The sequence below is a fragment of the Leifsonia sp. McL0627 genome, from assembly GCF_058244615.1.
Map to the genome: position 1 here is coordinate 560,455 of NZ_JBZCGM010000006.1, position 24,025 is coordinate 584,479.

Consider the following 24,025-nt stretch of genomic DNA (forward strand, 5'->3'; position numbering starts at 1 on the left):
ACCATCCAGCACTATCGAGGAGAAACCGTGACCGACATCATCCGCGCCGACGGGCGCACCGCCGACCAGCTGAGGCCGGTCACGATCGAGCGTGGCTGGAGCAAGCAGGCGGAAGGCTCTGCGCTCATCTCGTTCGGCAACACCCGCGTGCTCTGCACGGCATCGTTCACCAACGGCGTTCCGCGCTGGATGGCCGGCAAAGGCAAAGGCTGGGTGACGGCGGAGTACTCGATGCTCCCTCGCTCCACGAACAGCCGCATGGACCGCGAGTCCGTCAAGGGCAAGATCGGCGGCCGCACGCACGAGATCAGCAGGCTGATCGGCCGCAGCCTGCGCGCCGTCGTCGACATGAAGGCGCTCGGCGAGAACACCATCGTGCTCGACTGCGACGTGCTGCAGGCCGACGGCGGCACCCGCACGGCCGCGATCACCGGAGCGTACGTCGCCCTCGCCGACGCGCTCGAATGGGGCAGGGAGCACCGCTTCATCGGCCAGAAGGCCACACCGCTGATCGACTCCGTCTCCGCGGTGTCCGTTGGCATCATCGACGGCGAGCCGATGCTCGACCTCGCGTATGTCGAGGACGTGCGCGCAGAGACCGACATGAACGTCGTCGTCACCGGCCGCGGCCTGTTCGTCGAGGTGCAGGGCACGGCGGAGGGCGCGCCGTTCGACCGCCGCGAACTGGACGCGCTGCTCGACCTGGCCGTGGGAGGCGCAGTGACCCTCTCCGACATCCAGACCACCGCGCTGGCCGTCTCCCTCGGCGCAGCGGAGGCGTGATGGTGCGCGTCGTCCTCGCCACCCACAACCAGCACAAGGCGGCGGAGTTCCAGCAGATCCTCGGGGATGCGGTCCCCGGCTTGGAGATCGTGGCGTACGACGGTCCTGAGCCGGTCGAAGACGGTGTCACGTTCGAGCAGAACGCGCTGATCAAGGCGCGCGTCGCCGCCGCCCACACCGGGCTGCCGGCACTCGCCGACGACTCCGGCATCTGCGTGGACGCGATGGGCGGCGCGCCCGGCATCTTCTCCGCACGCTGGGCCGGCTCGCACGGCGACGCAGAAGCGAACCTCGGCCTGCTGCTCGACCAGCTCGCCGACCTGCCGGACGGCACGCGCGGCGCGCACTTCACGGCGACGCTCGCGCTCGTCACCCCGGACGGGCAGGAGAGGGTGGTGGAGGGCGTGTGGCCAGGCAGCATCGCACGCACTGCACGCGGGACGCACGGCCACGGCTACGACCCGATCTTCGTCCCCGCCGGGTATGACGACACGGCCGCCGAGCTCGGCCCCGCCGTCAAGAACGCCGAGAGCCACCGCGCCAGGGCGTTCGCCGCGATCGTGCCAGCGCTCAACGCGCTGGTCGCCGCCGCGCGCTGACGCGCGCACCCTGCGCTGCCAGATCGAGTGGTCCCGAATTGCCGTGCGGTGTGTGTTTGCGCGGCAATTCGGGACCACTGGATCGGGGCGTCGTGAGAATGAGAACGGCACTCATTCCTATCTAGGGCTCAGACCTGGCGGGTCGCGCATCCACTGCATACCGTTGGGGGTGATGAGTCACAACCACGGGCATGCAGCCAATCGCACCAGACTCCTGATCGCGATCGGGATCGTCGCGACCGTTCTGGTCGTCGAGGCGTTCGGCGCGTGGCTGAGCGGGTCGCTGTCGCTGCTCGCGGACGCCGGCCACATGCTCAGTGACCTGACCGGACTCATCGTCGCCCTCGTCGCAACCATCGTGGCCGCGCGGCCGGCGAGCGACAGGCAGACGTTCGGCTACCGCAGGGCCGAGGTGTTCGGCGCGCTCATCAACGGGCTGATCCTGCTGGTCGTGGCGGTCGTCGTGACCATCGGCGCCGTCGGACGCCTCGTGTCGGGGGAGTCGGACGTGCAGAGCGTCCCGATGCTCATCGTCGCGGCGATCGGCCTGGTCGCCAACCTGGTCGCGCTGCTGCTGCTTCGGCCGGCGGCGGAGCACTCGATCAACATGCGCGGCGCATACCTGGAGGTGTTCGGCGACCTGGTCGGGTCGGTGACGGTCATCGTCGCGGCTGTCGTCATCCTGACCACAGGATTCGCACCGGCCGACGCAATCGCGTCCCTCCTGATCGCGGCGTTCATCGTGCCGCGCGCCTACCTGCTGCTGCGGGATGTGGTGCGCGTACTCAGCGAGGCGGCTCCCGCGGACACGGACGTGGCGGAGATCAGAGACCACATCCGGAAGACTCCGGGGGTGGTCGCGGTGCACGACGTTCACGTGTGGGCGATCACGTCGGGGGCGCCGGTGTTCACGGCGCACGTCGTGGTGGAACCGTCCGTGTTCCAGTCGAGCAAGACGGGGGAGTTGCTCGACGAACTGTCCGGCTGCCTGTCGAAGCACTTCGACGTCGAGCACTCGACGTTCCAGCTGGAGCCGGCGGAGCACGCCGCCCACGAGGACGAGTTCCACGCCTGAGCGCTGCCCGGAGGCGACGCGCCGGTGAGGTGGTGACGGCGCTGCGTGGACGTGGGGGTGCGTGGCCACGGCGGTGCGTGGCCACGCGCGAGCGGCTAGGCCTCCGGCGTCGGGCGGGCCTCGGTCGTTGCCGGGGTGCTCGTGGCCGCTTCTGCCTCTGAGGCCGCAGCCTTCTTCTTCGCCTTGTGCAGCGACTGGAAGTAGTGGATGAGCGTGGGCACAAGGGTGATCACCACGGCGCCGATCAGGATGATGTCGATGTAGCTGGAGACGAAGTTCGCGACCGGCGGGATGTAGCCGATGAGGAAGCCGAAATAGGTGAGGCCTGCGCCCCAGAGGAGCGCGCCGATGGCGTTGTAGAGCGAGTACTTCTTGTAGTTCATGTGGCCGACGCCTGCGGCGACGGGCGCGAACGTGCGCACGATCGGCACGAAGCGGGCGACGATCACGGCGAGGGCGCCGAACCGGTCGAAGAACGCATTGGTGCGACGCACGTTCTCCATGCTGAACAGACCGCTCTCTTTGCGTTCGAACACTCTCGGCCCGAACTTGTGCCCGATCAGATAGCCGACCTCACCGCCGAGGAACGCAGCGAACGCGATCACCAAGCAGACCCACCAGATGTCGATGCCGAAGACCAGCGCCGTGTGCGTGAGGAGTCCGGAGATCACCAGGAGCGTGTCGCCAGGCAGCAGGAACCCGACGAGCAGGCCGGTCTCCGCGAAGACGATCGCACCGACGACGACCAGTGCCCACGGACCGGCCGCATCGATGATGGTGTGCGGGTCGAGCCAGGGAATGAGTCCAGCGTGATGGATCAAGGTTCTCCAGGGGAAGAAGTCGGGGTGATTGCTGCCGAGTTTACTGGCCCCTTGCTGCACAGACCATGCGAATCTGCACGCTGTGAGAAAAGATCATCCTGTGGTCTGACCCTGTCCGGCCTTTGCGCCCCCTGAGTGCTACCGAGCCCAGGGTTTCGGCGAGTGCGGGAGAAGGGACTTGAACCCTCACGCTCGAAAGCACAGGAACCTAAATCCTGCGTGTCTGCCAATTTCACCACTCCCGCGGTGCGTTGGACGCGGCTACGACAATAGCTCATGCACGCGGGGCGCGACCTCGGTGCCGTACAGTTCGATGGCCCTCATGAGGTGGTCGTGGCCGAGCGTCCCGTTGCTGATCTTGAGGTCGAAGCGCTCGATGCCGAGGCCGTTGGCTGTGTACGCGATCTTCTTCGCGACCGTCTCCGGCGAACCGACGAACAGGGCGCCGTCCTCTCCAGCCTCGTGCTCGAAGCGGGCGCGGGTCGCCGGCGGCCAGCCCCGCTCGCGGCCGATGCGGTTGGTCATGGCTTCGTAGTGCGGCCAGAGCGTCTCCTTGGCCTCGTCGTCGGTCGCGGCGATGAAACCGGGGGAGTGCACGCCGATCGGGAGCGCCGCATCCTGGCCGAACTGTTCGAGGGCGTTGCGGTAGAGCTCGGCGAGCGGCTTGAAGCGCATCGGGCCTCCTCCGATGATCGCGAGCATCAGGGGCAGGCCGTAGTGGGCGGCGCGCACGACGGATTCCGGGCTGCCGCCGACGCCGATCCAGGTCTTCAGCAAGCCGTGCTCGAGGTGCGGGTACACCGACTGGCCATCGAGGGAGGCGCGGAGAGCGCCCGTCCACGACACCGGCTCCTGCTTGCGCACCTCGGTGAACAGGCTGAGCTTCTCTTCGAACAGTTCCTCGTACTGGCCGAGGTCGTAGCCGAACAGGGGGAACGACTCGATGAACGATCCGCGGCCCAGGATGACCTCCGCGCGTCCGTTGGACACGCCGTCGAGGGTGGCGAAGCGCTGGAAGACGCGAACGGGGTCGTCCGAGCTGAGCACGGTGACTGCCGACCCCAGGTGGATGCGCTCGGTCTGGCCCGCGATGGCGGCGAGGACGACCTCGGGTGCGGAGACGGCGAAGTCCTGACGGTGATGTTCACCGACGCCGATGAAGTCGAGGCCGACCTGGTCGGCGAGCACGCCCTGTGCGACGACGTTGCGCAGCACCTGCGCCTGGGGGAGAGGCTGACCGTCTGCGTCGTTGGTGACGTCGCCGAACGTGTCGATCCCGAGTTCGAGCTTCGTGCTCATGATGTCCCTCATCCCGTGCTGTGATTGTATGCGTTTGCATACACCTCAACACTGTTGCCCCGAGACTATTCCACGCGTCGTGCGGGCGCGGCGTGCGCGCGGGCAGGCGCGCCCTCAGGCGCGGCGGGGCACGTAGCGCGGGATGTATCGCGCCAGGACCGCGGCGCCGACGAGGCCGAGGGCGCCGATGACGCCGCTCGCGAAGGCGAGCGAGACGAGCGCGGTCAGCAGCGACACGAGCAGCGGGGCTCCGGCCTGGCCCGCGTCGCCGGCGAAACGCCACGCGCCGAGGAACGGGGCGGGGCGGTCTTCGGCGCCAGGTCGGCGCCGAGGGTCATGATGATGCCGGAGCCGATGCCGTTGGCGACCGAGAGGAAGATGGAGATGCCGATGTACCAGGCGACCCGCGCATCCAGCTCGTGGGTGAAGGCGAGCGTGAGGAAGCCGAGTGAGAGCCCGAGCATCGATGGGAGGGCGCTCCACATCCGGCCGAAGCGGTCCATGATCTGCCCGCTCGCGTAGAACAGGGCGAAGTCGACGGCGCCCGCGATGCCGATGATGAGCGCCGTGTTCGCCTCGCTGAGTCCGATGCTGATCGCCCAGAGCGGCATCAGTACGGTGCGGGCCGACCGGATGGCGCCGATCAGCGCGACCCCGGTGCCCATCCTGGCCAGCACGGCCTTGAACGACCAGATCGTACGGAACAGCCCGTGCGTGCGCTCCTCCGCCTCCTCTTCTCCTGCGGTCAGCTGCTCGCCGTCCTCCGCCGCCGTGACCGGGCTGGTGCCGAACATCGTCTCGGGGTCAGGCAGTACGAGCAGCACGATCACCGAGCCGAGACAGCTCACGATGAAGATCCAGAACACTGACTGCGTCGAGCCGGTCAGACTGATCACGAGCGACGCGATCAACGGTCCGACGAACCAGCCGGCCCGGAAGATGCCGCCGAGCGTCGACAGCGCCCGCGCGCGGTACTTCTGCGGAACGTACGAGGTCATGAACGCGTGCCGGGCGAGGGCGAAGACCGCCGTCGCAAGGCCGACCACGAAGATCCCGGCCATGAGCACCCAGTAGTTGGGCGCGACCAGGCAGACCACCACGCCCAGGATGGCGACGACGGCGGCGTAGATCATCGACGTCCGCTCGCCGAACCGCGAGACCACCCAGCCGCTCGGGATGTCGCCGGCCAGCTCGCCGAGCATCACCATGGAGGAGATGAACCCCGCGATGGCGAGGGTCGCTCCGAGGTTGCCCGCCGCGATCGGGATGATCGGGATGATCGCGCCCTCACCGATGGAGAAAAGCAGAGTGGGGAGGAATGCGGCGAGTGCCACCGACCGGAAACTGAAGGGGCGCTCGTCAGAAGTCATGTCGTTAACACACTACAACTGGTTGCGTGCTGCCCCCGGCGGCGGGACCGCCCCGGTAGGCTGGTCCGCGACATGATTGAACTCGATCTTTCCCAGCAGATCAACGAACTGCGCTCCACGTTCGCCGATATCCGTTCGGTGGTGAACGTGGATGCGCTCACGGCCGAGATCGCCGCGCTCAGCGAGCAGGCGGGAGTGCCGGACCTCTGGGACGACACGGAGAACGCCCAGAAGGTCACCAGCGCTCTCAGCCACCGGCAGTCCGAGCTCGCGCGCATCACCACGATCGAGCGTCGCCTCGACGACCTCGAGGTGCTCGTGGAGATGGCCAACGACGGCGAGGGCGACGAAGCCACTGCCGCCGAGGCGAAGACGGAGCTGGAGTCGCTGCAGAAGAGCCTCGGCGAGCTGGAGGTGCAGACGCTGCTGAACGGCGAGTACGACCCGCGCCCGGCCGTCGTCACGATCCGCGCCGGTGCGGGCGGCGTCGACGCGGCCGACTTCGCCGAGATGCTGCTGCGCATGTACCTCCGCTGGGCGGAGCAGCACAAATACCCGGTCAAGGTCATGGACACCAGCTACGCGGAAGAAGCAGGCATCAAATCGGCCACGTTCGAGGTCGACGCCCCATACGCCTTTGGCACGCTGTCGGTCGAGGCAGGAACGCACCGGCTGGTCCGGATGAGCCCGTTCAACTCGGCGGGCAAGCGTCAGACGTCGTTCGCGGCGGTCGAGGTCATCCCGCTGATCGAGGAGACCGAGTCGATCGAGATCCCGGACAACGACATCCGGGTCGACGTGTTCCGCTCCTCCGGCCCTGGCGGCCAGTCGGTCAACACGACCGACTCCGCCGTCCGCATCACCCACCTCCCGACAGGGACCGTGGTGTCGATGCAGAACGAGAAGAGCCAGATCCAGAACCGCGCGGCCGCCATGCGCGTGCTGCAGAGCCGCCTGCTCCTGCTGCAGCGCGAGGCGGAGGCCGCAGCCAAGAAAGAACTCGCCGGGAACATCACGGCCAGCTGGGGCGACCAGATGCGCAGCTACGTGCTCGCGCCGTACCAGATGGTCAAAGACCTGCGAACGGACTACGAGGTCAACAACCCCACCAACGTGTTCGACGGCGACCTCGACGGCTTCATCGCGGCGGGCATCCGCTGGCGGGCCGGAGCGAAGGCCGACGCGTGAGCGCCGCCCCCGCCGTCGTCGAGACCGTGACGGCCGTCGACGACGAACTGGTGGATGCAGTGGTCACGCTGCTCCCGCAGCTCTCGTCGAGCGCGTCCTTCGACAGGGCGCTCCTGGAGCGGGTCGTGACCAGCGAGGCCGCGACCCTCTTCGTCGCGCGCCTCGACGGGGCGATCGTCGGAATGGCGACCCTGGTGACGTACGCGATCCCAACCGGAGTGCGCGGACACATCGACGACGTGGTCGTCGACGAGAGCACCCGCGGTCGCGGCGTCGCACGCAGCCTGCTCGAAGCGATGATCGCGCGATCGGCCGAGCTGGGCATCCGGACGCTCGACCTCACGTCGCGCCCGTCGCGGGTGGCGGCGATCCGGCTCTACGAGTCCGTCGGTTTCGTGCGCCGCGACACCAACACCTTCCGCTTCGCCGGATAGCGCTCTGACGGCTGGCGTTCGGGCCGCGTCCAGGCTTGGTGCGCAATGGTATGTCGCTACTGCGGATCGTCCTCGAGTTGCTTAGTCTCTAGAGGTCATGATCCGGTTCGAACACGTCTCCAAGCAGTACTCGGGCACCTCGCGCCCGGCACTCAACGCCATCAACCTCGAAGTGCTGCGCGGGGAGTTCGTCTTCCTCGTCGGCGCGTCCGGCTCTGGCAAGTCCAGCTGCCTGCGGCTCATCCTCAAAGAGGAGAAGCCGACCGCGGGGAAGATCCATGTGCTCGGGCAGGACCTGGGCACAATCTCATCGCGCAAGGTCCCGTACTTCCGCCGCAACATCGGCGTGGTGTTCCAGGACTTCCGCCTCCTTCCCAACAAGACGGTCTTCGAGAACGTGGCATTCACGCTCCAGGTGATCGGCAAGTCGCGCGGCTTCATCCAGGAGGCCGTCCCCGACGTGCTGAAGATGGTCGGCCTCGACGGCAAGGCGCAGCGCCTGCCGCACGAGCTCTCCGGTGGTGAGCAGCAGCGTGTCGCCATCGCGCGCGCCGTCGTCAACAAGCCGCAGGTGCTGCTGGCCGACGAGCCGACAGGAAACCTCGACCCCACCACCAGCGCGGGGATCATGGCCGTGCTCGACCGCATCAACGCCGGGGGCACGACCGTCATCATGGCCACGCACGAGGCGGCGATCGTCGACCAGATGAAGCGCCGCGTGATCGAGCTCGTCAACGGCCAGATCGTCCGCGACGAGCGGCACGGAGGGTACGGCGTCACCGCCGCCGTCCCGACGCTGCAGGCCGCCAACCAGGCTCCGGATGCGCGGCAGGCTCCGGCCTCCGCGCCGCAGCCGGTGTCCGCGCCGCAGCCGGTGTACGCCCAGCAGCAGCCCGCGTACGCGCCGCAGCAGCCGACCTTCGAGCAGCCGATGACCAGGCCGCAGGTCCCTACTTCCGACCCCGCCGGGCCCGTCAGCGTTCCGGTACCCGTCCAGGCCGCACCGCAGCAGACCGCATCCGCCCTCGGTGAGACGCAGCAGCCGGCACCTGTCCAGCAGGCTGCCCCCGCGCATCCGGAGCCTGTGCAGCAGCAGACCGCACCCGTTCAGCCGGCTCCCGTCGCGCAGCAGCAGCAGCAGTCACAGCAGCCCTCGCCTTCGCACTATCCCGCTCCCGTGCAGTTCGCGACGGCGGCGCAGCCGACAACGCCGCCGCCCCCTCCGCCCGCGAGCGAGGACCTCCCAGACCACCTCAACTTCACCGCGAACCTCGACCTCCGGGGTCTGCGGGACGACAGCGACCGCGACGGCGAGCAGAATGTGGGGCCGACCAAATGAGATTCGGTCTGATCTGGTCGGAGGCAGCCAACGGGCTGCGCCGCAACGTCTCGATGGTCATCTCGGTCATCCTCGTCACCTTCATCTCGCTGACCTTCGTCGGGACGGCTGTTCTGCTGCAGATGCAGATCAGTCAGATGAAGACGTACTGGTACGACAGGGCGCAGGTCGCCGTGTACATGTGCACCTCGACCGACAACTGCGTCGGCGGCGCTGCGAACGAGCAGACCATCGCCGCCGTGAAGCAGCAGCTCGAGTCGCCGGAGCTCTCGCCGTATATCCAGAAGTTCTACTTCCAGGATCAGAAGCAGGGCTACGAGCAGTTCAAGCAGCAGTTCAAGGGCAACTCGATCGCCGACTTCGTCACGCCGGAGATGATCCCGCAGACGTTCTGGGTGAACCTGAAAGACCCGAGCAACTCCGCTGTCCTGACCGAGACGCTGTCCGGCGCCACCGGTGTGCAGAGCGTGGTCGATCAACGAAGTTACCTCGACCAGATCTTCTCCATCCTCCGCGCGGCCAGTTTCACCGCGATCGGTATCGCAGCGCTGATGCTCGTGGCGGCGGCGTTGCTGATCGCGACCACCATCAGACTCTCGGCGTTCTCGCGAAGACGGGAGCTCGGCATCATGCGGCTGGTGGGGGCGTCGAACAGGTTCATCCAGACCCCGTTCATCCTGGAGGGCGTGTTCGCGGCACTGATCGGTTCGATCCTGGCGGCGGGGGCGGTGTACGGGATCGTGCACTTCTTCGTGCGCGGATTCCTGTCTGAACGCATCCAATCGATCAACTTCGTCGGGGACGGGGATGCGCTCGTCGTGGCGCCGTTGCTCCTGCTCGTCGGGGTGGTCTTGGCGGCGGCGTCGGCGAACTTCGCGATCAGTCGCTATCTAAAGGTCTAGTCGCGATAGACTGGGTGGCTGCCCGGCGTCCGCCGGGCGGCATCCATTCGACATCATTCAGGAGTGCGCTGTGCCCAGGGAACGTGGCCAGAAGGTGGTGGCCACCAATCGCAAAGCCCGCCACGACTACACCATCGAAGACACCTACGAGGCCGGACTGGTCTTGACGGGGACCGAGGTGAAGTCGCTGCGGGCCGGTCGCGCGTCCCTCGTCGACGGGTATGCGTTCGTCGATGGTGGAGAGGCGTGGCTCGACGCCGTGCACATCCCGGAGTACGCGGACGGCACCTGGAACAACCACGCGCCGCGGCGCAAGCGCAAGCTGCTGCTGCACAAGGCGCAGATCCTCAAGATCCACAACAAGGTCAAAGAGGGCGGATACACGATCGTCCCGCTGCAGATCTACTTCAGCGACGGGCGCGCCAAGGTCGAGCTCGCGGTCGCGAAGGGCAAGCGCGAGTACGACAAGCGCCAGGCGCTGCGCGAGCGGCAGGACAAGCGCGAGGCAGACAGGGCCATGTCGAGCAGGAAGCACCTGGGGGAGTAGCCCCGTCGTCGTGGCGGGGAGTATGCCGCGTCGGCGGTCGCTGACAGACTAGAGCGCATGACGACCATCGCACCGCTCATCCCGATCAACGGCACGTACAACTTCCGCGATGTGGGCGGCTATCAGGCCGACGGCGGCACGGTCCGCTTCGGCAAGTTGTTCCGCTCGGACGGGCTGCACTCGCTCGGCGACGCGGGCAAAGACGGCCTGCGCGACCTGGGGGTGCGCGTGGTGATCGACCTGCGCGACGAGTTCGAGACGAACGTGATGCCGGACGATCTGGATGGTCTCGATGTGGAGGTGCTGCACCTCCCGGTGTTCGAGGGGTCCGGGGCGTCCCAGTCGACGATCGGCGCGACCCTCGCCGACCTGTACGCCAAGATCGTGCTGCAGCACACGGATGTGGTGATCACGGCGCTCCGCGAGATCGCCGATACCGGAGACGAGGGCGTGGTCGTGCACTGCACGGCGGGCAAAGACCGCACCGGCGTCGTCATCGCGCTGGCGCTCCTCGCCGTCGGCGTCGATCGCGCGACGGTCGTGGCCGACTACGCGCGCACCCAGGCGAACCTCGCCGGTGCCTGGCTCGACGGGATGCTCGCGCTGATGCAGAGCCACGGGGTCGAGGTCACTCCCGACCTGCGCATCATCCTGGGCGGCAGCCCGCCGGAGGCGCTCGAATCGGCGCTCGACCTGATCGACAGGGAGCGCGGCGGGGTGCACCAGTACCTCCGGGATGCGGGACTCGACGACCTGGAGCTCGCCAAGCTGCGCTCGGTGCTGGTCGACGCGGGCTGACGGCTCAGGAGGCGGCGAAGCGCGCGTGCACCTGCACAGCGATCGTGATGTCCTCCGGCTTGAGCGCCAGGGTGGCACCGCCCAGGTCGGCGGACGCCGCGCGGGCGAACATCGGCTGCGGTGTCTGCGAGGACGCGGAGTGGTCGCCGAGCATTCCCGGGTCGCTGAGCGCCAGCGGTTTGACGGAGCCGAGCCCGAGGCTGGTCGCGTACACGGTCGCCTTGGCGACGGCGTTCTCGACCGCACGGCGCCGCGCCTCCTGGACCAGGCTCTGCTTGCGGGCCTCGGTGAGCGCCCAGGTGACGCCGGAGACGGTGACGCCGTCGAGCAGGGACACGACGCCCACCCAGTCGGAGAGGGCGCCGAGGTCGCTGAACTTTGCTTCGATGCCGACCTGGGCGTGGTAGACGATCGGCAGCTGCTTGCCGTCCTGATTCCACGGCCGTTCGCCCCACACCCGCAGCTGATCGGACGCCCACCAGGTGACCGGCCCGGACTGCGGGTTGTGGATCTCGCGCAGCTCACTGGTGAGCGCGACGTGCCGCTGCGTCGTGCGGGCGAGGACCTCGTCCCTGTCGCCGCCGTCGTAGGCGACGGTGAGCCGGACGGTGCCTCGTTCGGCGGGCTGGTGCAACTCGTACTCGCCCTGGACGGTGATGATCGTGTCGGCCATCCTTCGATCGTGGCATAGAACGAGGGCTCAGGATGTTGTAGGATAAGAAGCTCGCCGCTCAGCGGTTAGATCAGTACCTGGACAACTCAACAGCGCGTGACAGCGACCCAGCCTCACCGGCTGCGCATGGGGATGATCGGTTTCGACATTGTCTGCGAGAGTGTGAGAAGCGGGTCGAGGATGCATGCTTATCTCGTAAACGATGCATGCAAACAATAAGTGCCAATTCAAAGAGCACTGTCTCTGCCAAGGCAGACTTCGCCCTCGCGGCGTAAGTTCTTCTAAAGCAACTTATGAGACCGTCGTACCGGGGATCGCTTTCTACCCGGATCTCGACGTCATTTAGAGAGCTTGCTTCCACGCTGAGTATCAGGGCGCGGAGGGACATGCACTGATGCTGGGCTCGTCGGTTTAGGTGCCAGTGGCAAATTCCGGAGCCGAGTAGAACGTCAACACTGGCTACACCCGTAGAAGGCATATGACCACAGCAGTGGACGGGGGTTCAATTCCCCCCATCTCCACCATCGGTCGCTGTCACGCGTTGTTCGAGTCTCGCGGATTTCCGCGGACGTTGGGGCCTTTCCTCTTCGGGGAGGCCCCATTTTCGTTGACTCAGCCTTCCCCGCCAGTTCCATTGACCGGGCGATGAGTTCTCCGTAGTGTCGGCGCAGGGCAGCCTGCGACGGGGAGGCTGGTGTTGCGAAGGAGTCTCATGTCAGATCGGCAGTCCAGCTCTCGCTTTCCCGGGGGGTACCCGGATCCGGCCACCGTGCAGGCCGCATACGATGCCGCCGACCTCGTTCGCGGGGTCGTCTGCTACAAACACTTCTTCCCGCTGGTCGCCGGTGCTCGCATCTTCGCCGGGCAGGAACTGGTGGGCGTGCGGGTCAATCGCGTCTTCGGGTATATGGACACTCGCCCTCAGCAGGCCGGGTTCACCCTCAACTCGGATACGCCGTACGCCGGTCCGCTGTTGGATCTGCATGTGGGTCCGATGGTCGTCGACGTGCCGCCGGGGGTGATCTTCGGAGCGGTTCTCAACTACGACCAGAGCTGGATCACCGACGTCGGGATCCCCGGGCGTGATGGCGGGAAGGGCGGGCGCTACGTCATTCTTCCTCCGGGCTACGATGGTGCCGTTCCCGAGGACCACCTCGTCGCGCACGCTCAGTCGTTCAAGATCCTGGTCGGGCTCCGCGGTGTGCCGGTCAACGGCGATGTCGCAGGCGCGGTGGAGCTTCTGAAGAAGGTCGTCGTGCGGCCGCTCGAGGAGAACGCGGACTGGGAGGAGCCCACGTGGCTCGATATGTCCGGGGAGCCTCAGGACACGTCGGCCGTTCCGGTCGAGGGCGGCATCGCATTCTGGGAGACTCTGCACGCCGCGCTGCAGGACGAGCCGCCGCGCGACGCCGACCGCGCGTACGAGTCGGAGCTCGCTGTGCTCGGGATCGAGCGCGGTAAACCGTTCGACCCCGATCAGCGGATGCGTGACCTTCTCGAGCGGGCGGCCGCAGAGGCCGATGCGCAGCTGCGCGTGCAATCGCTCGCCGATCGCCGCCCGGACCGCGAAGTGTGGCCGGACCGTCACTGGGAGTGGGTGACCCTGCGTCCGGAGAACGCCGACTTCGTGATCGATGGACGCGTGGACGTGGATGCGCGTGAGACCTGGTTCTATCAGGCGATCGCCACGTCGCCGGCGATGTTCCGCCGGGCGGCAGGCGGCGGTTCCCTGTACTGGTTCGACGCGCACGACAGCGACGGGGCGTACCTCGACGGTGGCCACTCATACACACTGACGATCCCGCTCCCTGCGCCCGCTGCGCTGTTCTGGTCGGTCACCGTCTACGACGCCATCACCCGCAGCCAGGTCCGCACCGAGCAGAACGCGGCGGCCCTTCGATCGCTCTTCGAGCTCGCCCAGGGCGCGTCGGCGGACGCGATCGAGTTGCGCTTCGGGCCCGACGAGCCCGCCGACGGTGCCGATCGCTGGATCAAGACGATCCCGGGACGAGGTTGGTTCGCCTATCTGCGGCTCTACGGTCCGACCGAGGCCGCGTTCGACGGATCCTGGAAGCCGGGCGAGTTCGTGGCGGAGTGACCTCACAGCGACGCGCCGGAGGCCCGACGGGAGATCATCCCGCCGGGCCTCGCTGCGTCAGCGCGCCCGCTTCGGTCGGCGCGCGGTCAGCCGTCGTTGTGGCTGATCGACCCTGGTGCGATGCCCGGCACGTTGTCCGGCCCGTAGATCTTCGCGTCTCCCGGGTACGGGGACGTCCAGTGGTGGGTCTGGTACCAGGTCCACCTGTTCATCAGGTCGGGGTTGTCGTAGTCGGGGATGGCGGGGTGGCCTGCTGTGCCCGTGAAGTGCTGCTTGCCGGCCCACTTCTGCCAGTCCGCCGCGGTCGCTCGCTCTGCTGCGGGGACCTCCGCCGCTTTCGCGGCTGCGGCGTCGACGGCCTTCGCCGCGTCGCCGGTCGCACCCAGCGTGTCGTAGCCGCACGCCGGAGCGCTGACCACGCCCTCCGTCAACGGCACCTGGTTGGGCACGGCGCTGTACGGTGTGAGGTTCGGCTTGTTGGTGAAGGCATCGGTCATCGGCGTCGCTGCGGCCAGCTTCTGGTTCATCGGCTGCGCACCGAGGATCTGCTCGATCGTGCGCACCAGGTTGATCTGCGAGTAGTACGTGCTCACGGTCTTGCCGTGGGCGGCGTACGGGCTGATCACCTGGATGGGCGCGCGGTGGCCGTCGACGTGGTCCGCTCCGTCCTGGGTGTCGTCCTCCGCGACGAAGATGGCGGAGTCCTTCCAGTACGGGGAGTGCGAGATCTCGTCCACGATCTTGCCGACAGCGAGGTCGTTGTCGGCGACCTGCGCCTCCGGGTCGGCTGTGCCGCCGGTGTGGTCACTCGAGAGCCACACCATGTTGAGGTTCGACGGACCGTTCTTCTCGAAGTCCTGCTTCCAGGTCTCGTAGCGGTAGATGTCCGGGACCGCCAGGTCGAACGGTGCGGCATTCGGGTCGGTGATCGCGTTCAGGGACGGGATCGCCGAACTCGCGTGGAGCTGGATCGACGGGTCGAAGAGGGTCGACGGACTCCCGCCGGCCATCACACCCTTCGCGGTGCAGTAGTACTGCTGCCACGTCGCACCGGCCGGCTTGCCCTCGCCGTACTCGAACTCGCCGAAATTCTTCGCCGTTTTGCCTGCGGCCTGGACCGAGGTCCAGAGGAAGCCGGAACGCTGGTGGCCGAGCACATCTTCCTCGGTGTCGTACGAGCGGGTGTACTCGCCTGCACTGGTCTCGGTGTACGCAGGGTTGTCGCCCTGCATGAGCCAGTTGTGTCCCTCAGCGGAGTTCGTTCCGATGTCGTACGTGTTGTCGTACAGCCCGAACTGCGTGGCGAGCGCATGCTGGTTCGGCGTGACCTTCGCGCCGAACTGGGTCAGGGTCGCGTCGCCGTTGCCCTGCTTCATGTCCCCGTACAGCTGGTCGTAGCTGCGGTTCTCCTTGACCAGCAGGAACACGTGCTTGATCGGTGACGGTTCGCCGACGCGCTTCGGGATGGCGCTCGCCGCCTGCCCGACGCCCTGCTCGCCCTGGTCGCCTTGCACCGGCTTGACGGAGCGTCCGTCCCAGCCGTTCTGCGCGAACACGGTGGCCGTGTACTTCTGGACCTGCTTGTCGCTCGGCAGCGCGAACGTGGTGAGGGAGGCCGTGGTGGAGTGCGTGCCGTGCCCGGTCGCCGGGGTCGTGCCCTGGCCCTTGGTGAAGGTCAGCGCAGGGCCGCGGGCATCGATGCCGCGGGTGTTCGTCACGACGATCTTCCCGTTCGCCGTTGCGACGTTCTCGGGATAGTAGTCCGTCGGTAGCAGACCGATGTAGCTGGCCGGGTCGCGCGGGTCCTTGGTGTTGACCCGGTACACCGCGATGGCGTTGGCGCGGCCGAGGGAGACGAGGAGGTGGTCGCCCTGCATCGTGATCGCCGTCGGCTCGTATCCCGTCGTCGAGGATGCCCACGGCTGCGTCGCGAACGTCTGCACCACCGCGTTGGAGCGGGTATCGATCACCGAGACGGTGTCGCTGTTCGTGTTGGCCACGTAGAGCGTCGTGCCGTCGAGGTGCATCGCCGTCGGGTGCAGTTGCACGGGGACGGTGGAGATCGCAGCCGCCGGATGGGCAATGTCGATGACGCTCACGGTTCCGGTCGTGCTGGTTCCCAGATTGGTGTCGGCCGGAACCTGCGTTCCGTACGAGCCCATCGTCGTGTCGCCCGCGACGGCCTGGCGGCCGCCCTCGTTCGACACGTAGAGGTGGGCGCCGGCGAACTTCAGCTGGCGAGGGGCGATCCCGACCGCGAACGTCTGCGTGATCGTGCCAGTGCCGGGATCGATGGCGACAACCGTGTTCTGGCCGTTGACGGCGGCGTAGAGCGTGGCGCCGTCGGGGGAGAAGACCATTCCGGCGGTCAGCGCCTGCTGGCCGCCTGCCGAGGCCGGGATGCTGAGCTTGGTTCCGGCGCCGAGCGAACCGTCGGGGTTGAACGGGTAGCGCACGATTCCCGTCGCGACAGGCTCGAAGAGGAACTTGCCGTCCGGAGAGAAGACCGGTCCCTCCTGGCCGACGGTTCCGTCCGAGATCGGGAGGTACTTCATGGCGCCGTAGCCCGCGTTGCCGGCCGCCGTCGCGAACGCGGTGGCGGAGAGTGTCCCCGCTGCTGCGACCGGAGTGTTGGTCGTGAGGTCGAAGACCTGCAGGTCGACGGAGCGATCGGTGCTCGTGCCGACGAGGTAATGGCCGTCCGGGCTGACAGTGGAGCCCATCAGCTTGCCGAACGGTGTCATGACGCGCTTGCCGACGGGCTGGATCACCTGGTTGGAGGCTATCTGCGTGCCGTCGGGGTAGTCGGAACCGACCTGCCGGTTGCCGAAGGCGACCGTGGACGCGGCAGCGATGCCGCCGCCCACGAGCGCCAGAACGCAGGTCGTCGCGGTGATCGCGACGATGCGTTGTCCCGTGGTGAGGGAGGAGAAGCGACGCGGGCCGGACCGTTTGCGTCGTGGGGTGTTGCCGTGCATCTCAGAGAACCTTTCCCGAATCCTGATGTGCTGAGAAGGCGAACAGGCGGCACGCTGCGAGGACGACCCGACCGTTCAGGGGCCTCAGAAGGAGGCGACAGCCACGACATTGGCGCGACCCCCGTGCGGGGGTCAACCAAACGGTTCATGAATGGCGGGTTACGGTAAGGGCGCGACGCCGCGACCTCGACGTCCGCGACCCAGCGACCGCGCGGAACCGACGCCGAGCGTCGTCGCAGGACCCGAGCTGCTTTCTGTCAGAAGTCTCAGGCGAAGCGGTGCGGGAAGCCGCCGCGGTTGCGCGGCCGCAAGCCCGCCATCACTGCCGGGTCATCGCCGCTTGCATGCGGTGGTTCTGGTCGATGAGGTGGTCGTGGGTGTCGTCCCCGGTGTCGATACGGACCCACGAGATCGTGCCGGTGAAGGCGTTGCCGATGGCGGCGTAATCGGTGGAGACGGGTGAGGCGATGTCTTCGCCGATGTCGACAGACTCGTCCACCGAGATGGTCATCGGCATGGTGGCGGTGATGCGCCCTGCGCCGACCTGGGTTTCGCCGTCGAAGAGGGTGACGGCCCCGCCCTTCGCGAGTCCACCGCCGTCGTAGGCGAACTCGACGCGAATGGTGTGGTCGCCGGCGGCGAGGGGATGTTCGGCACGCACCATCTCCGCGCGGAGCCCGAGCAGGTTGTACGCGTAGCAGAGAGCGCCGGCTTTGAGGTAAACGCTCCAGCCGCCGAAGGCGCCTCCCTGAGCGATGATCACACCGTTCGCGGCATCATCCGCAACCGACACTTCGGCGGTCACGCTGTATGACTTGTTCTTGATGCTGATGACGGAGTTCTCGGTCAGGCGCCGCATGCCAGGGTAGAAGGTCTGGCTGGAGCCGCGGATGAGGGTGGGGCGGCCTGCGAGCTCCGGGTTGAATCGCTCGATGCTGCGCACATCCATCGGCAGAACGTTGAAGCGCGCGGCCTGGATGAGGAAGAGCCGCTGCAACTCGGCGAGTTTCTGTGGTTCTTCCGCTGCGAGGTCCTTGGTCTGGGTCCAGTCCGTCTCGACGTTGTAGAGCTCCCAGATGTCGTCGTCGAGCCCGTGGTCGGAACTGAGCCACGGGAACTTGTGGCGCGCGACCGCGGTCCAGCCTTTGTGGAAGATCGCCCGGTTGCCGAGCATCTCGAAGTACTGCGTCTCGTGGTATTCGGGCGCGTCTGGGTCGGTGAAGGTCTGATTCATCGGCCGCCCCTCGTACGGACGCTGCGTCACCCCGTTGACCGTCGACGGCTCGGGGATGCCGGCGGCCGCGAGGATGGAGGGCGCGACATCGATCACGTGGGCGAACTGGTTGCGGATCTCGCCCCGTGCCGGGATGCTGCTCGGCCAGGAGACGATGGTGCCGTTGCGGGTGCCGCCCCAGTGCGAGGCGATCTGCTTCGTCCACTGGTACGGAGTGTCCATCGCGTGAGCCCACGCGACTGCGTAATGGTTGTACGACGCCGGCGTGCCCAGGTCGTCTTTGTGCTCGATCAGGAACTCGTCCGTCTCGAGAGCCGTCATGCCGTTGAGCGTGAAGCTCTCGTTCGTCGTGCCCTTCAGGGTGCCCTCGGCCGACGCTCCGTTGTCGCCGATGATGAGGTAGATCAGCGTGTCGTCGAGCACGCCCAGCTCGTCCAGTGCATCCAGGTACTCGCCGACGTAGTGGTCGGCGTACGCCATGTAGCCGGCATAGACCTCCATCTGCCGCGCGAGCACGGGCTTGAGATCGTCGCTCATCTCGTCCCAGGAGGGGATGCCCTCGTTTCGCGGCGTCAGTGTCGCGTTGGGTGGGATGACGCCGAGGTCGAGCTGCCGACGGAAGGTTTCGTCGCGAAGGGCGTCCCAGCCCTGGTCGAAAGCGCCCTTGTATTTGTCCGCCCACTCCTGCGGCACATGGTGCGGGGCGTGGGTGGCGCCTGGTGCGTAGTAGACGAAGAACGGCTTGTCGGGCGCCAGCGACTTCTGTTGCTTGGTCCAGGCCACGGCCTTGTCCGTCATATCGGCCATGAAGTGGTAGCCCTGCTCGGGCGTTCCCCACGGTTCGACCGGAGTGGTGCCCTCGTACAGGGCGGGATACCACTGGTTGGTCTCGCCGCCGATGAACCCGTAGAAGTGCTCGAACCCTCCGCCGGGTGTCGGCCAGTGATCGAAGGGCCCGACCGGGCTCGCCTCCCACACCGGCACTTCGTGACACTTGCCGAACTGGGCTGTGCTGTAGCCGTTCAAGCGAAGCGTCTCCGCCAGCGGTGCGCAGCTGTTCGGCCGCAGCGAGTTGTAGCCGGGAGCGCTGGTGGCGACCTCGGTGATCGCCCCCATCCCCACCGTGTGATGGTTGCGTCCGGAGAGTAGGGCGGCTCGCGTCGGCGAGCACAGCGCGGTGGTGTGGAAGCGCGTGTACTTCAAACCGTGCGCGGCCACCCGTTCGAAGTTCGGGGTGTCGATCGGGCCGCCGAACGCACTGGAGGAACCGAATCCGGCATCGTCGATGAGGATGATCACGACGTTGGGGGCACCGCTCGGCGGCCGAAGCTCCCGGATCGGCGGATAGTGCGTATCCGGATCGGTGGCGTCGTAGGTGACCGTCCCGGTGTATTGCAGGTCGGGGATCGGGAGCGCCGATCGCTGGAGTTCGTCGTCCTGCTCGCCGCTCATCTCGGTCCCTTCGCCGGTAAGCCGTGCCGTCGGTGCGAACCTAACCCATCCCGTCGCGGCCAGGAAGTACCGTATTTGCGGCCGCGGTCGTTCGCGACATCCGGCGGTGGCTCCCCGATCAGCCGCAGTACTCCGACGGCGGGTACGGGCCGCGCATCACGTCGATGCTGATCACCGTCTGCGAGTCCGTCCCGACCCTGAAGTCGATCCAGGTGCCGTCCGGCTCGGCCAGCGAGTACGTCGGGTAGAGCTGCGGGTCCGGCCGCTGGATGTCCGGGTACGCTGCCAGGATCTCGTCGACCGTCGAGAAGAGGCCGATGCCCTCCGCCGTCCTCGGCGATGGGGCAAGGGTGTCGTTGTTCGAGTTGATGAGGATGTGGTCCACGGTCGTCCCCGACGCGTCAGGAGTGAGCACGACCTCCATCCGGGACGATGCCGAGTGGTAGAGGTCCACGTCGCACTGGTACGGCTCCTTCGTGAACGCCGTCATGACAGCAGCGGCGTCTGCACGGGACTGCCCGAGGGCAAGCGGGCCGACGGTGCCGTCGCCGATGATCCACGTCTGCGGGGCGGACAGGTCGATGGCGGGCGCCTGCGTTTCCGTGGGAGTCGGTGTCGGTGTCGGTGTCGGTGTCGGCGTTTGAGTCGGTTCCGGAGTCGGTGTGCTCGTCGTCGGTGGGACAGGAGCAGCAAGGAACGGGATGTTGCCGGTGAGGGCGAGCGCGACTCCACCGCCGGACAGCAGCATGGCGGCGACGATCAGGGAGACGAGCAGCGCGATCCGCTTGGAGATCCCGGCGTTCGGCGAACGGTCGTTCTCCGCTTCGCCGACCAGCATCGAGCGGATGCTGCGGCTGCGCAGGGAGTCGAATTGGGGCTTGTCGGTCATTTCGCACCTCCGGCGACAGACGGGGCGTCAGTGATTTCGGTCGTCAACTCAAGGAGTCGGCGTTTGGCTCTGGAGAGCCGGGATTTGACGGTGCCAACGGGAATCCGGAGCACGGTCGCGGCCTGCGCGAGCGGCAGTTCCTCGATGATGCAGAGAGACACGATGTCCTGATCTTTGGCGGAGAGTTGCGTGAATGCTTGACGTACGGCCGCGCGCCGCGGCTCGTCGTCGAGGTAGTCGTTGAGTTCGACGCTGAAGTCGGGACCTTCGCGCTCCGGCGCGACACGAGCCATCGCCTTCACATGGCGGCGCTGTGATCGTGCGTGGTTGCGTGCGACGTAGTTCGTCGTGACGAGCAGCCACGGAAGCGGTGACCCGTCGACGATCCTGACCTGCGGACGTTTGCGCCACGCCTCGAGGAACACCAGCGCTGTGACGTCCTCCGCATCGCTGGCAACGTGTGTGTGGCGAAGCGCGTGCCAGAAGACGCGATCTCGGAACGCGTCGAAGAGCTCGCCGAATGCTGCAGGATCCCCCGTGCGGACGCGAGACCACAACTCCGGCTCGGCGTCCTCGAAAAATGTTGTCACACCTCATCATGTCCGGAGCCCCAGGAAAGGTTCCATCGGGCACGCGTGCGAGGTCGCCATCGTGTGATGGCGCCGCCCGTGGGCGGACATCGGTCGCGAAGTTCCTCCTTGCCGTCCCGGCGTTTTGCCCACAAGATGGGGACAACGAGTGTCATCGCCGTGATCAGGACCTGACCGCCAGATGCTCGACCGGTACCGCTGGACGTCTCGCGGAAAGCTGGACATGATGTCGACGTCTCACCGAACGCCATGAGTTCCCGGCGAACACTCGCCGGGCTCGTCCCGATCGTGGGTTGGCTGCGCCACTACGACCGGCGATGGCTGCGCGGCGACCTGATCGCCGGGGTGACGGTCGCGGCGCTGATCGTCCCGAAGAACCTCGGCTACGCCGGGATCGCGGGGATCCCGCTCCAGAACGGGCTGTATGCCGCCGCTGCCGCTGCCATCCTGTACGGGATTTTCGGCACCAGCCGCCAGATCTCGATGGGGCCGAGCTCTGGTCTGGCGGCGGTGGCCGCGAGCGCGGTGCTCGCCACCGGACTCACCGGCGAGGGGGACATCGCGTCGTTCGTGGCAGGCATCACCCTGGCGTCCGGGGTGCTGTTCCTGTTGATCGCCGTGCTCAAGATGGGCTGGATCGCCCAGTTCCTGTCGCGCGCGGTGGTGACCGGGTTCCTGTTCGGTGCCGCCGTGGATGTCGTCATCGGGGAGCTCCCGAAGCTCACCGGGACCAAGACGACCGGCTCGAACTCGTTCCAGGAACTGTGGTCGTGGTTCGGCACCATCGGTGACTGGAACACCCCGACCGTGCTCGTCGGCGTGATCGGGCTTGTCGTCGTCTTCGGGCTCCGGAGGATCGCGCCGAAGGTGCCAGGCGCGCTCGTCCTCGTGGTCGGCGGCCTGCTCGCCTCCTGGCTCTTCAACCTCGGCGACCACGGTGTCGCCCTCGTCGGCGACGTGCCGCGCGGGCTGCCCGCGTTCGCAGTCCCGAACCTCGGCCTGATGTGGGACAACGCGGGAACCGTGGCCGTCGCCGCGGTCGCCCTCGTGCTCATCGGCTTTTCACAGACCGCCGGCGACTCGCGGGCGTTCGCGGCCAAGCACCGCTACCAGATCGACATCGACCAGGAGTCGGTCGCGCAAGGGCTGGCGAACGCGGGCGCCGGGCTGTTCCAGGGAATGCCGGTCTCGACCAGCCTGTCCGCGAGCTCGCTCAACGACCGCTCCGGCGCCCGCACCGGACTCGCCTCGATCACGTCGGGTGTCATGGTCCTGCTGACGCTCCTCATCCTGGCGCCACTGTTCTCAGCGCTGCCCAAACCGGTCCTGGCCGCGTTGATCATCGAGGCGGTGGTGATGGGCATGATCAACATTCCGGAGATGCGCCGCCTCGCCCGCGTGCAGCCGTTCGACTTCTGGGTGGCGATCGCCGCGATCGTCGGCACCCTCGCGTTCGGTGTTCTGGCCGGGGTGATGATCGGCATCGGGCTGTCGCTGCTCTGGCTGATCGGCGTCGCCACACACCCGCACATGCCGATCCTCGCGCGTAAGCCGAAGACGGACGTCTTCCGCGACCTGGACGAGAATCCCGACGGCGAACAGACGCCCGGCGTCGTGGTGCTCCGGATGGACGGCGGGCTGTTCTTCGCCACCTCGGACGCGCTGCAGGACCGCATCCGGGAGCTGGTCCACGAGGAACCGGACGTGACCGGGGTGGTCCTCGACTGCGCCGGGGTGAACTTCATCGACTCGCAGGGCACAGACGCGCTGGGCGACATCGTCACGCTGACCCAGGATGCGGGGGTCACGCTGCGGCTCGCCCGGCTGAAGCCGTCGGTGAGCGCGACGCTGGCGCGGGACGGGGTGCTGGAACGGATCGGGGCGGAGAACATCCACGGGAATGTGGCGACAGCGGTGCAGGCGCATCGGGATGCGGCGGGGTGAGTGAATCGTCCGGTGCGCGACGAGCACGCTGAACCTGCAGGGTGCGCTGACGCCCGTTAAGCCCCGCGCCACCTCCCGGACAGCCGCCCGCCGTACCCTCCTCGGGTGACGCAGCAGACGCAGGATGCCCGCCCGGCCACCCGGTCGCAGGACGTCGCCGCTGACCTGCGGCGACGCATCCACACCGGGGAGTTCGTGGCGGGGACGCGGCTGCCGAGCGAGGCGTCGCTGGCGGAGGAGTACCGGGTGACGCGCAGCCTGGTGCGCGGGGCGATGGCGAAGCTCGCGCGGCAGTCGCTCGTGCTGTCGCGGCCGAGGGACGGCTGGCTCGTGCAGGCCAGGCATCACACCCAGGTGTTCGACAGGATGCTGTCGTTCGCGCAGTGGGCGGAGCACGGCGGCCGGGTTGCCGGGGGCGTGATCTCCGGCAGGGAGCGGAGGCCCGCGGACGCTTCGGAGGCGCAACGGTTCGGGGTTCGGCTGGGGGAGCCCGTCGCGGCGTACACGCGGGTGCGGACGCTGGACGGCCTGGTGGTGATGGTCGAGCGTTCCGTCTGGGCTCCGTGGGTGGCCGACCTGGTGGACCGGATGCCGGACGACGTGGTGTCGACGACGGCCGCGCTCGCGCTGGAGGGGGTGCGGGTGACCTCCGGCAGCCACCGGATCGAGGCCGTCGCGGCGTCCAGTCAGGATGCGGCGCTGCTCGGGGTGCGGAGGTCAAGCCCGTTGTTGCAGGTGACGCGAACGACCGCGACCAGGGAGGGGCGCGTCGTCGAGCTCGGGGTCGACCGGTATCGGCCGGGGACCATCGCGTTCGACGTGAATGCCGGAGAGAGCACGCGCGCCGTCGTGTAACGCGTCGCACAGCGCCAGCAGCACGTCGCACAGCGCCCAGTGTGAACACTCGGCGCACCGATTCCGGCGCTGAACCGCATCCGGAGTGTTCCGTCGCCGTGCGTTCACCGCCGGTTTCCCTGGGTTTGGTCGGCTGTCCCCGGCCTTGAACGAACCA

General features: G+C 67.4%; 19 protein-coding genes, 1 tRNA gene, 1 other RNA gene and 1 pseudogene. 13 read left to right on the forward strand and 9 right to left on the reverse strand.

Going from position 1 to position 24,025, the window contains the following annotated elements; genetic code table 11:
• The first annotated feature begins 27 nt into the window (after positions 1–27).
• The 3 genes from rph (at position 28) to AC37TH_RS18675 (ending at position 2,457) form a co-directional block, all read left to right on the forward strand.
• A complete protein-coding gene (gene rph / locus AC37TH_RS18665; protein ID WP_490765836.1) occupies positions 28–783 on the forward strand; it encodes a ribonuclease PH in 756 nt (251 codons plus the stop codon).
• A complete protein-coding gene (gene rdgB, locus AC37TH_RS18670; RefSeq protein WP_490765837.1) occupies positions 783–1,382 on the forward strand; it encodes an RdgB/HAM1 family non-canonical purine NTP pyrophosphatase in 600 nt (199 codons plus the stop codon). The genes rph and rdgB overlap by 1 nt, the downstream gene beginning before the upstream one ends.
• Positions 1,383–1,554: 172 nt before the next feature.
• Positions 1,555–2,457: a cation diffusion facilitator family transporter gene (locus AC37TH_RS18675; RefSeq protein ID WP_490765838.1), complete on the forward strand. Its 903-nt coding sequence runs from the start codon at positions 1,555–1,557 to the stop codon at positions 2,455–2,457.
• A gap of 95 nt (positions 2,458–2,552) precedes the next feature.
• Here AC37TH_RS18675 and AC37TH_RS18680 read toward each other — a convergent pair whose 3' ends face one another.
• The 4 genes and pseudogenes from AC37TH_RS18680 to AC37TH_RS18695 all read right to left on the reverse strand — a co-directional run bounded on the left by AC37TH_RS18680 (position 2,553) and on the right by AC37TH_RS18695 (position 5,947).
• On the reverse strand, positions 2,553–3,278 hold the full coding sequence (locus AC37TH_RS18680; protein ID WP_490765839.1) for a DedA family protein: 726 nt from the start codon (positions 3,276–3,278) through the stop codon (positions 2,553–2,555).
• 163 nt (positions 3,279–3,441) lie between these two features.
• A tRNA-Leu gene (locus tag AC37TH_RS18685) sits at positions 3,442–3,523 on the reverse strand.
• A gap of 16 nt (positions 3,524–3,539) precedes the next feature.
• The gene (locus tag AC37TH_RS18690; RefSeq protein ID WP_490765840.1) at positions 3,540–4,577 is read right to left on the reverse strand and encodes an LLM class flavin-dependent oxidoreductase; all 1,038 of its coding nucleotides are present in this window, start codon (positions 4,575–4,577) and stop codon (positions 3,540–3,542) included.
• A gap of 114 nt (positions 4,578–4,691) precedes the next feature.
• Positions 4,692–5,947: pseudogene (locus AC37TH_RS18695) on the reverse strand (MFS transporter).
• Between the two features lie 72 nt (positions 5,948–6,019).
• Between AC37TH_RS18695 and prfB the strand changes: the two are divergent.
• The 6 genes from prfB to AC37TH_RS18725 all read left to right on the forward strand — a co-directional run bounded on the left by prfB (position 6,020) and on the right by AC37TH_RS18725 (position 11,155).
• Positions 6,020–7,135 carry a peptide chain release factor 2 gene (gene prfB, locus AC37TH_RS18700; protein ID WP_490765841.1) on the forward strand — a complete coding sequence of 372 codons (1,116 nt, stop codon included), beginning with the start codon at positions 6,020–6,022 and terminating at the stop codon, positions 7,133–7,135.
• Positions 7,132–7,569, forward strand: a complete 438-nt coding sequence (locus tag AC37TH_RS18705; protein WP_490765842.1) for a GNAT family N-acetyltransferase — start codon at positions 7,132–7,134, stop codon at positions 7,567–7,569. Before prfB ends, AC37TH_RS18705 begins: the two co-directional genes overlap by 4 nt.
• 97 nt (positions 7,570–7,666) lie before the next feature.
• Positions 7,667–8,908, forward strand: coding sequence for a cell division ATP-binding protein FtsE (gene ftsE / locus AC37TH_RS18710; protein WP_490765843.1), 1,242 nt, complete (start codon positions 7,667–7,669; stop codon positions 8,906–8,908).
• Positions 8,905–9,810 carry a permease-like cell division protein FtsX gene (gene ftsX / locus AC37TH_RS18715; protein ID WP_490765844.1) on the forward strand — a complete coding sequence of 302 codons (906 nt, stop codon included), beginning with the start codon at positions 8,905–8,907 and terminating at the stop codon, positions 9,808–9,810. Before ftsE ends, ftsX begins: the two co-directional genes overlap by 4 nt.
• Before the next feature lie 70 nt (positions 9,811–9,880).
• A complete protein-coding gene (gene smpB, locus AC37TH_RS18720) occupies positions 9,881–10,357 on the forward strand; it encodes an SsrA-binding protein SmpB (RefSeq protein WP_490765845.1) in 477 nt (158 codons plus the stop codon).
• A 57-nt stretch (positions 10,358–10,414) separates the two neighbouring features.
• Positions 10,415–11,155, forward strand: a complete 741-nt coding sequence (locus tag AC37TH_RS18725; protein ID WP_490765846.1) for a tyrosine-protein phosphatase — start codon at positions 10,415–10,417, stop codon at positions 11,153–11,155.
• A gap of 4 nt (positions 11,156–11,159) precedes the next feature.
• On the opposite strand, the gene AC37TH_RS18730 is transcribed toward AC37TH_RS18725, so the two are convergent.
• Positions 11,160–11,828 (reverse strand): SIMPL domain-containing protein, encoded by a 669-nt coding sequence (locus tag AC37TH_RS18730; protein WP_490765847.1) that lies wholly within the window; start codon positions 11,826–11,828, stop codon positions 11,160–11,162.
• A gap of 128 nt (positions 11,829–11,956) precedes the next feature.
• Between AC37TH_RS18730 and ssrA the strand changes: the two genes are divergently transcribed.
• Positions 11,957–12,352, forward strand: a transfer-messenger RNA (tmRNA) gene (gene ssrA / locus AC37TH_RS18735).
• Between the two features lie 188 nt (positions 12,353–12,540).
• Entirely contained in the window at positions 12,541–13,926 is a 1,386-nt protein-coding gene (locus AC37TH_RS18740) for a DUF1254 domain-containing protein (RefSeq protein ID WP_490765848.1), read from the forward strand.
• A gap of 86 nt (positions 13,927–14,012) precedes the next feature.
• Here AC37TH_RS18740 and AC37TH_RS18745 read toward each other — a convergent pair whose 3' ends face one another.
• The 4 genes from AC37TH_RS18745 to AC37TH_RS18760 all read right to left on the reverse strand — a co-directional run bounded on the left by AC37TH_RS18745 (position 14,013) and on the right by AC37TH_RS18760 (position 21,069).
• On the reverse strand, positions 14,013–16,904 hold the full coding sequence (locus AC37TH_RS18745; RefSeq protein ID WP_490765849.1) for an alkaline phosphatase family protein: 2,892 nt from the start codon (positions 16,902–16,904) through the stop codon (positions 14,013–14,015).
• Between the two features lie 319 nt (positions 16,905–17,223).
• Positions 17,224–19,590 (reverse strand): arylsulfatase, encoded by a 2,367-nt coding sequence (locus AC37TH_RS18750; protein WP_490765850.1) that lies wholly within the window; start codon positions 19,588–19,590, stop codon positions 17,224–17,226.
• 118 nt (positions 19,591–19,708) lie between these two features.
• A complete protein-coding gene (locus tag AC37TH_RS18755; protein WP_490765851.1) occupies positions 19,709–20,479 on the reverse strand; it encodes a hypothetical protein in 771 nt (256 codons plus the stop codon).
• On the reverse strand, positions 20,476–21,069 hold the full coding sequence (locus AC37TH_RS18760) for an RNA polymerase sigma factor (protein ID WP_490765852.1): 594 nt from the start codon (positions 21,067–21,069) through the stop codon (positions 20,476–20,478). Before AC37TH_RS18760 ends, AC37TH_RS18755 begins: the two co-directional genes overlap by 4 nt.
• A 249-nt stretch (positions 21,070–21,318) precedes the next feature.
• On the opposite strand from AC37TH_RS18760, the gene AC37TH_RS18765 reads away from it, so the two are divergent.
• Entirely contained in the window at positions 21,319–23,013 is a 1,695-nt protein-coding gene (locus AC37TH_RS18765) for a SulP family inorganic anion transporter (RefSeq protein ID WP_490765853.1), read from the forward strand.
• A 105-nt stretch (positions 23,014–23,118) separates the two neighbouring features.
• The gene (locus AC37TH_RS18770) at positions 23,119–23,868 is read left to right on the forward strand and encodes a GntR family transcriptional regulator (RefSeq protein ID WP_490765854.1); all 750 of its coding nucleotides are present in this window, start codon (positions 23,119–23,121) and stop codon (positions 23,866–23,868) included.
• The last annotated feature ends 157 nt before the right edge of the window (positions 23,869–24,025 follow it).

Bases quoted from the DNA above. Each gene is read 5' to 3' on its own strand.
- rdgB (WP_490765837.1), top strand. From the start codon at position 783: ATGGTGCGCGTCGTCCTCGCCACCCACAACCAGCACAAGGCGGCGGAG.
- AC37TH_RS18675 (WP_490765838.1), top strand. From the start codon at position 1,555: ATGAGTCACAACCACGGGCATGCAGCCAATCGCACCAGACTCCTGATC.
- AC37TH_RS18690 (WP_490765840.1), bottom strand. From the start codon at position 4,577: ATGAGCACGAAGCTCGAACTCGGGATCGACACGTTCGGCGACGTCACC.
- prfB (WP_490765841.1), top strand. From the start codon at position 6,020: ATGATTGAACTCGATCTTTCCCAGCAGATCAACGAACTGCGCTCCACG.
- ftsE (WP_490765843.1), top strand. From the start codon at position 7,667: ATGATCCGGTTCGAACACGTCTCCAAGCAGTACTCGGGCACCTCGCGC.
- ftsX (WP_490765844.1), top strand. From the start codon at position 8,905: ATGAGATTCGGTCTGATCTGGTCGGAGGCAGCCAACGGGCTGCGCCGC.
- AC37TH_RS18725 (WP_490765846.1), top strand. From the start codon at position 10,415: ATGACGACCATCGCACCGCTCATCCCGATCAACGGCACGTACAACTTC.
- AC37TH_RS18730 (WP_490765847.1), bottom strand. From the start codon at position 11,828: ATGGCCGACACGATCATCACCGTCCAGGGCGAGTACGAGTTGCACCAG.
- AC37TH_RS18740 (WP_490765848.1), top strand. From the start codon at position 12,541: ATGTCAGATCGGCAGTCCAGCTCTCGCTTTCCCGGGGGGTACCCGGAT.
- AC37TH_RS18745 (WP_490765849.1), bottom strand. From the start codon at position 16,904: ATGCACGGCAACACCCCACGACGCAAACGGTCCGGCCCGCGTCGCTTC.
- AC37TH_RS18750 (WP_490765850.1), bottom strand. From the start codon at position 19,590: ATGAGCGGCGAGCAGGACGACGAACTCCAGCGATCGGCGCTCCCGATC.
- AC37TH_RS18755 (WP_490765851.1), bottom strand. From the start codon at position 20,479: ATGACCGACAAGCCCCAATTCGACTCCCTGCGCAGCCGCAGCATCCGC.
- AC37TH_RS18765 (WP_490765853.1), top strand. From the start codon at position 21,319: ATGAGTTCCCGGCGAACACTCGCCGGGCTCGTCCCGATCGTGGGTTGG.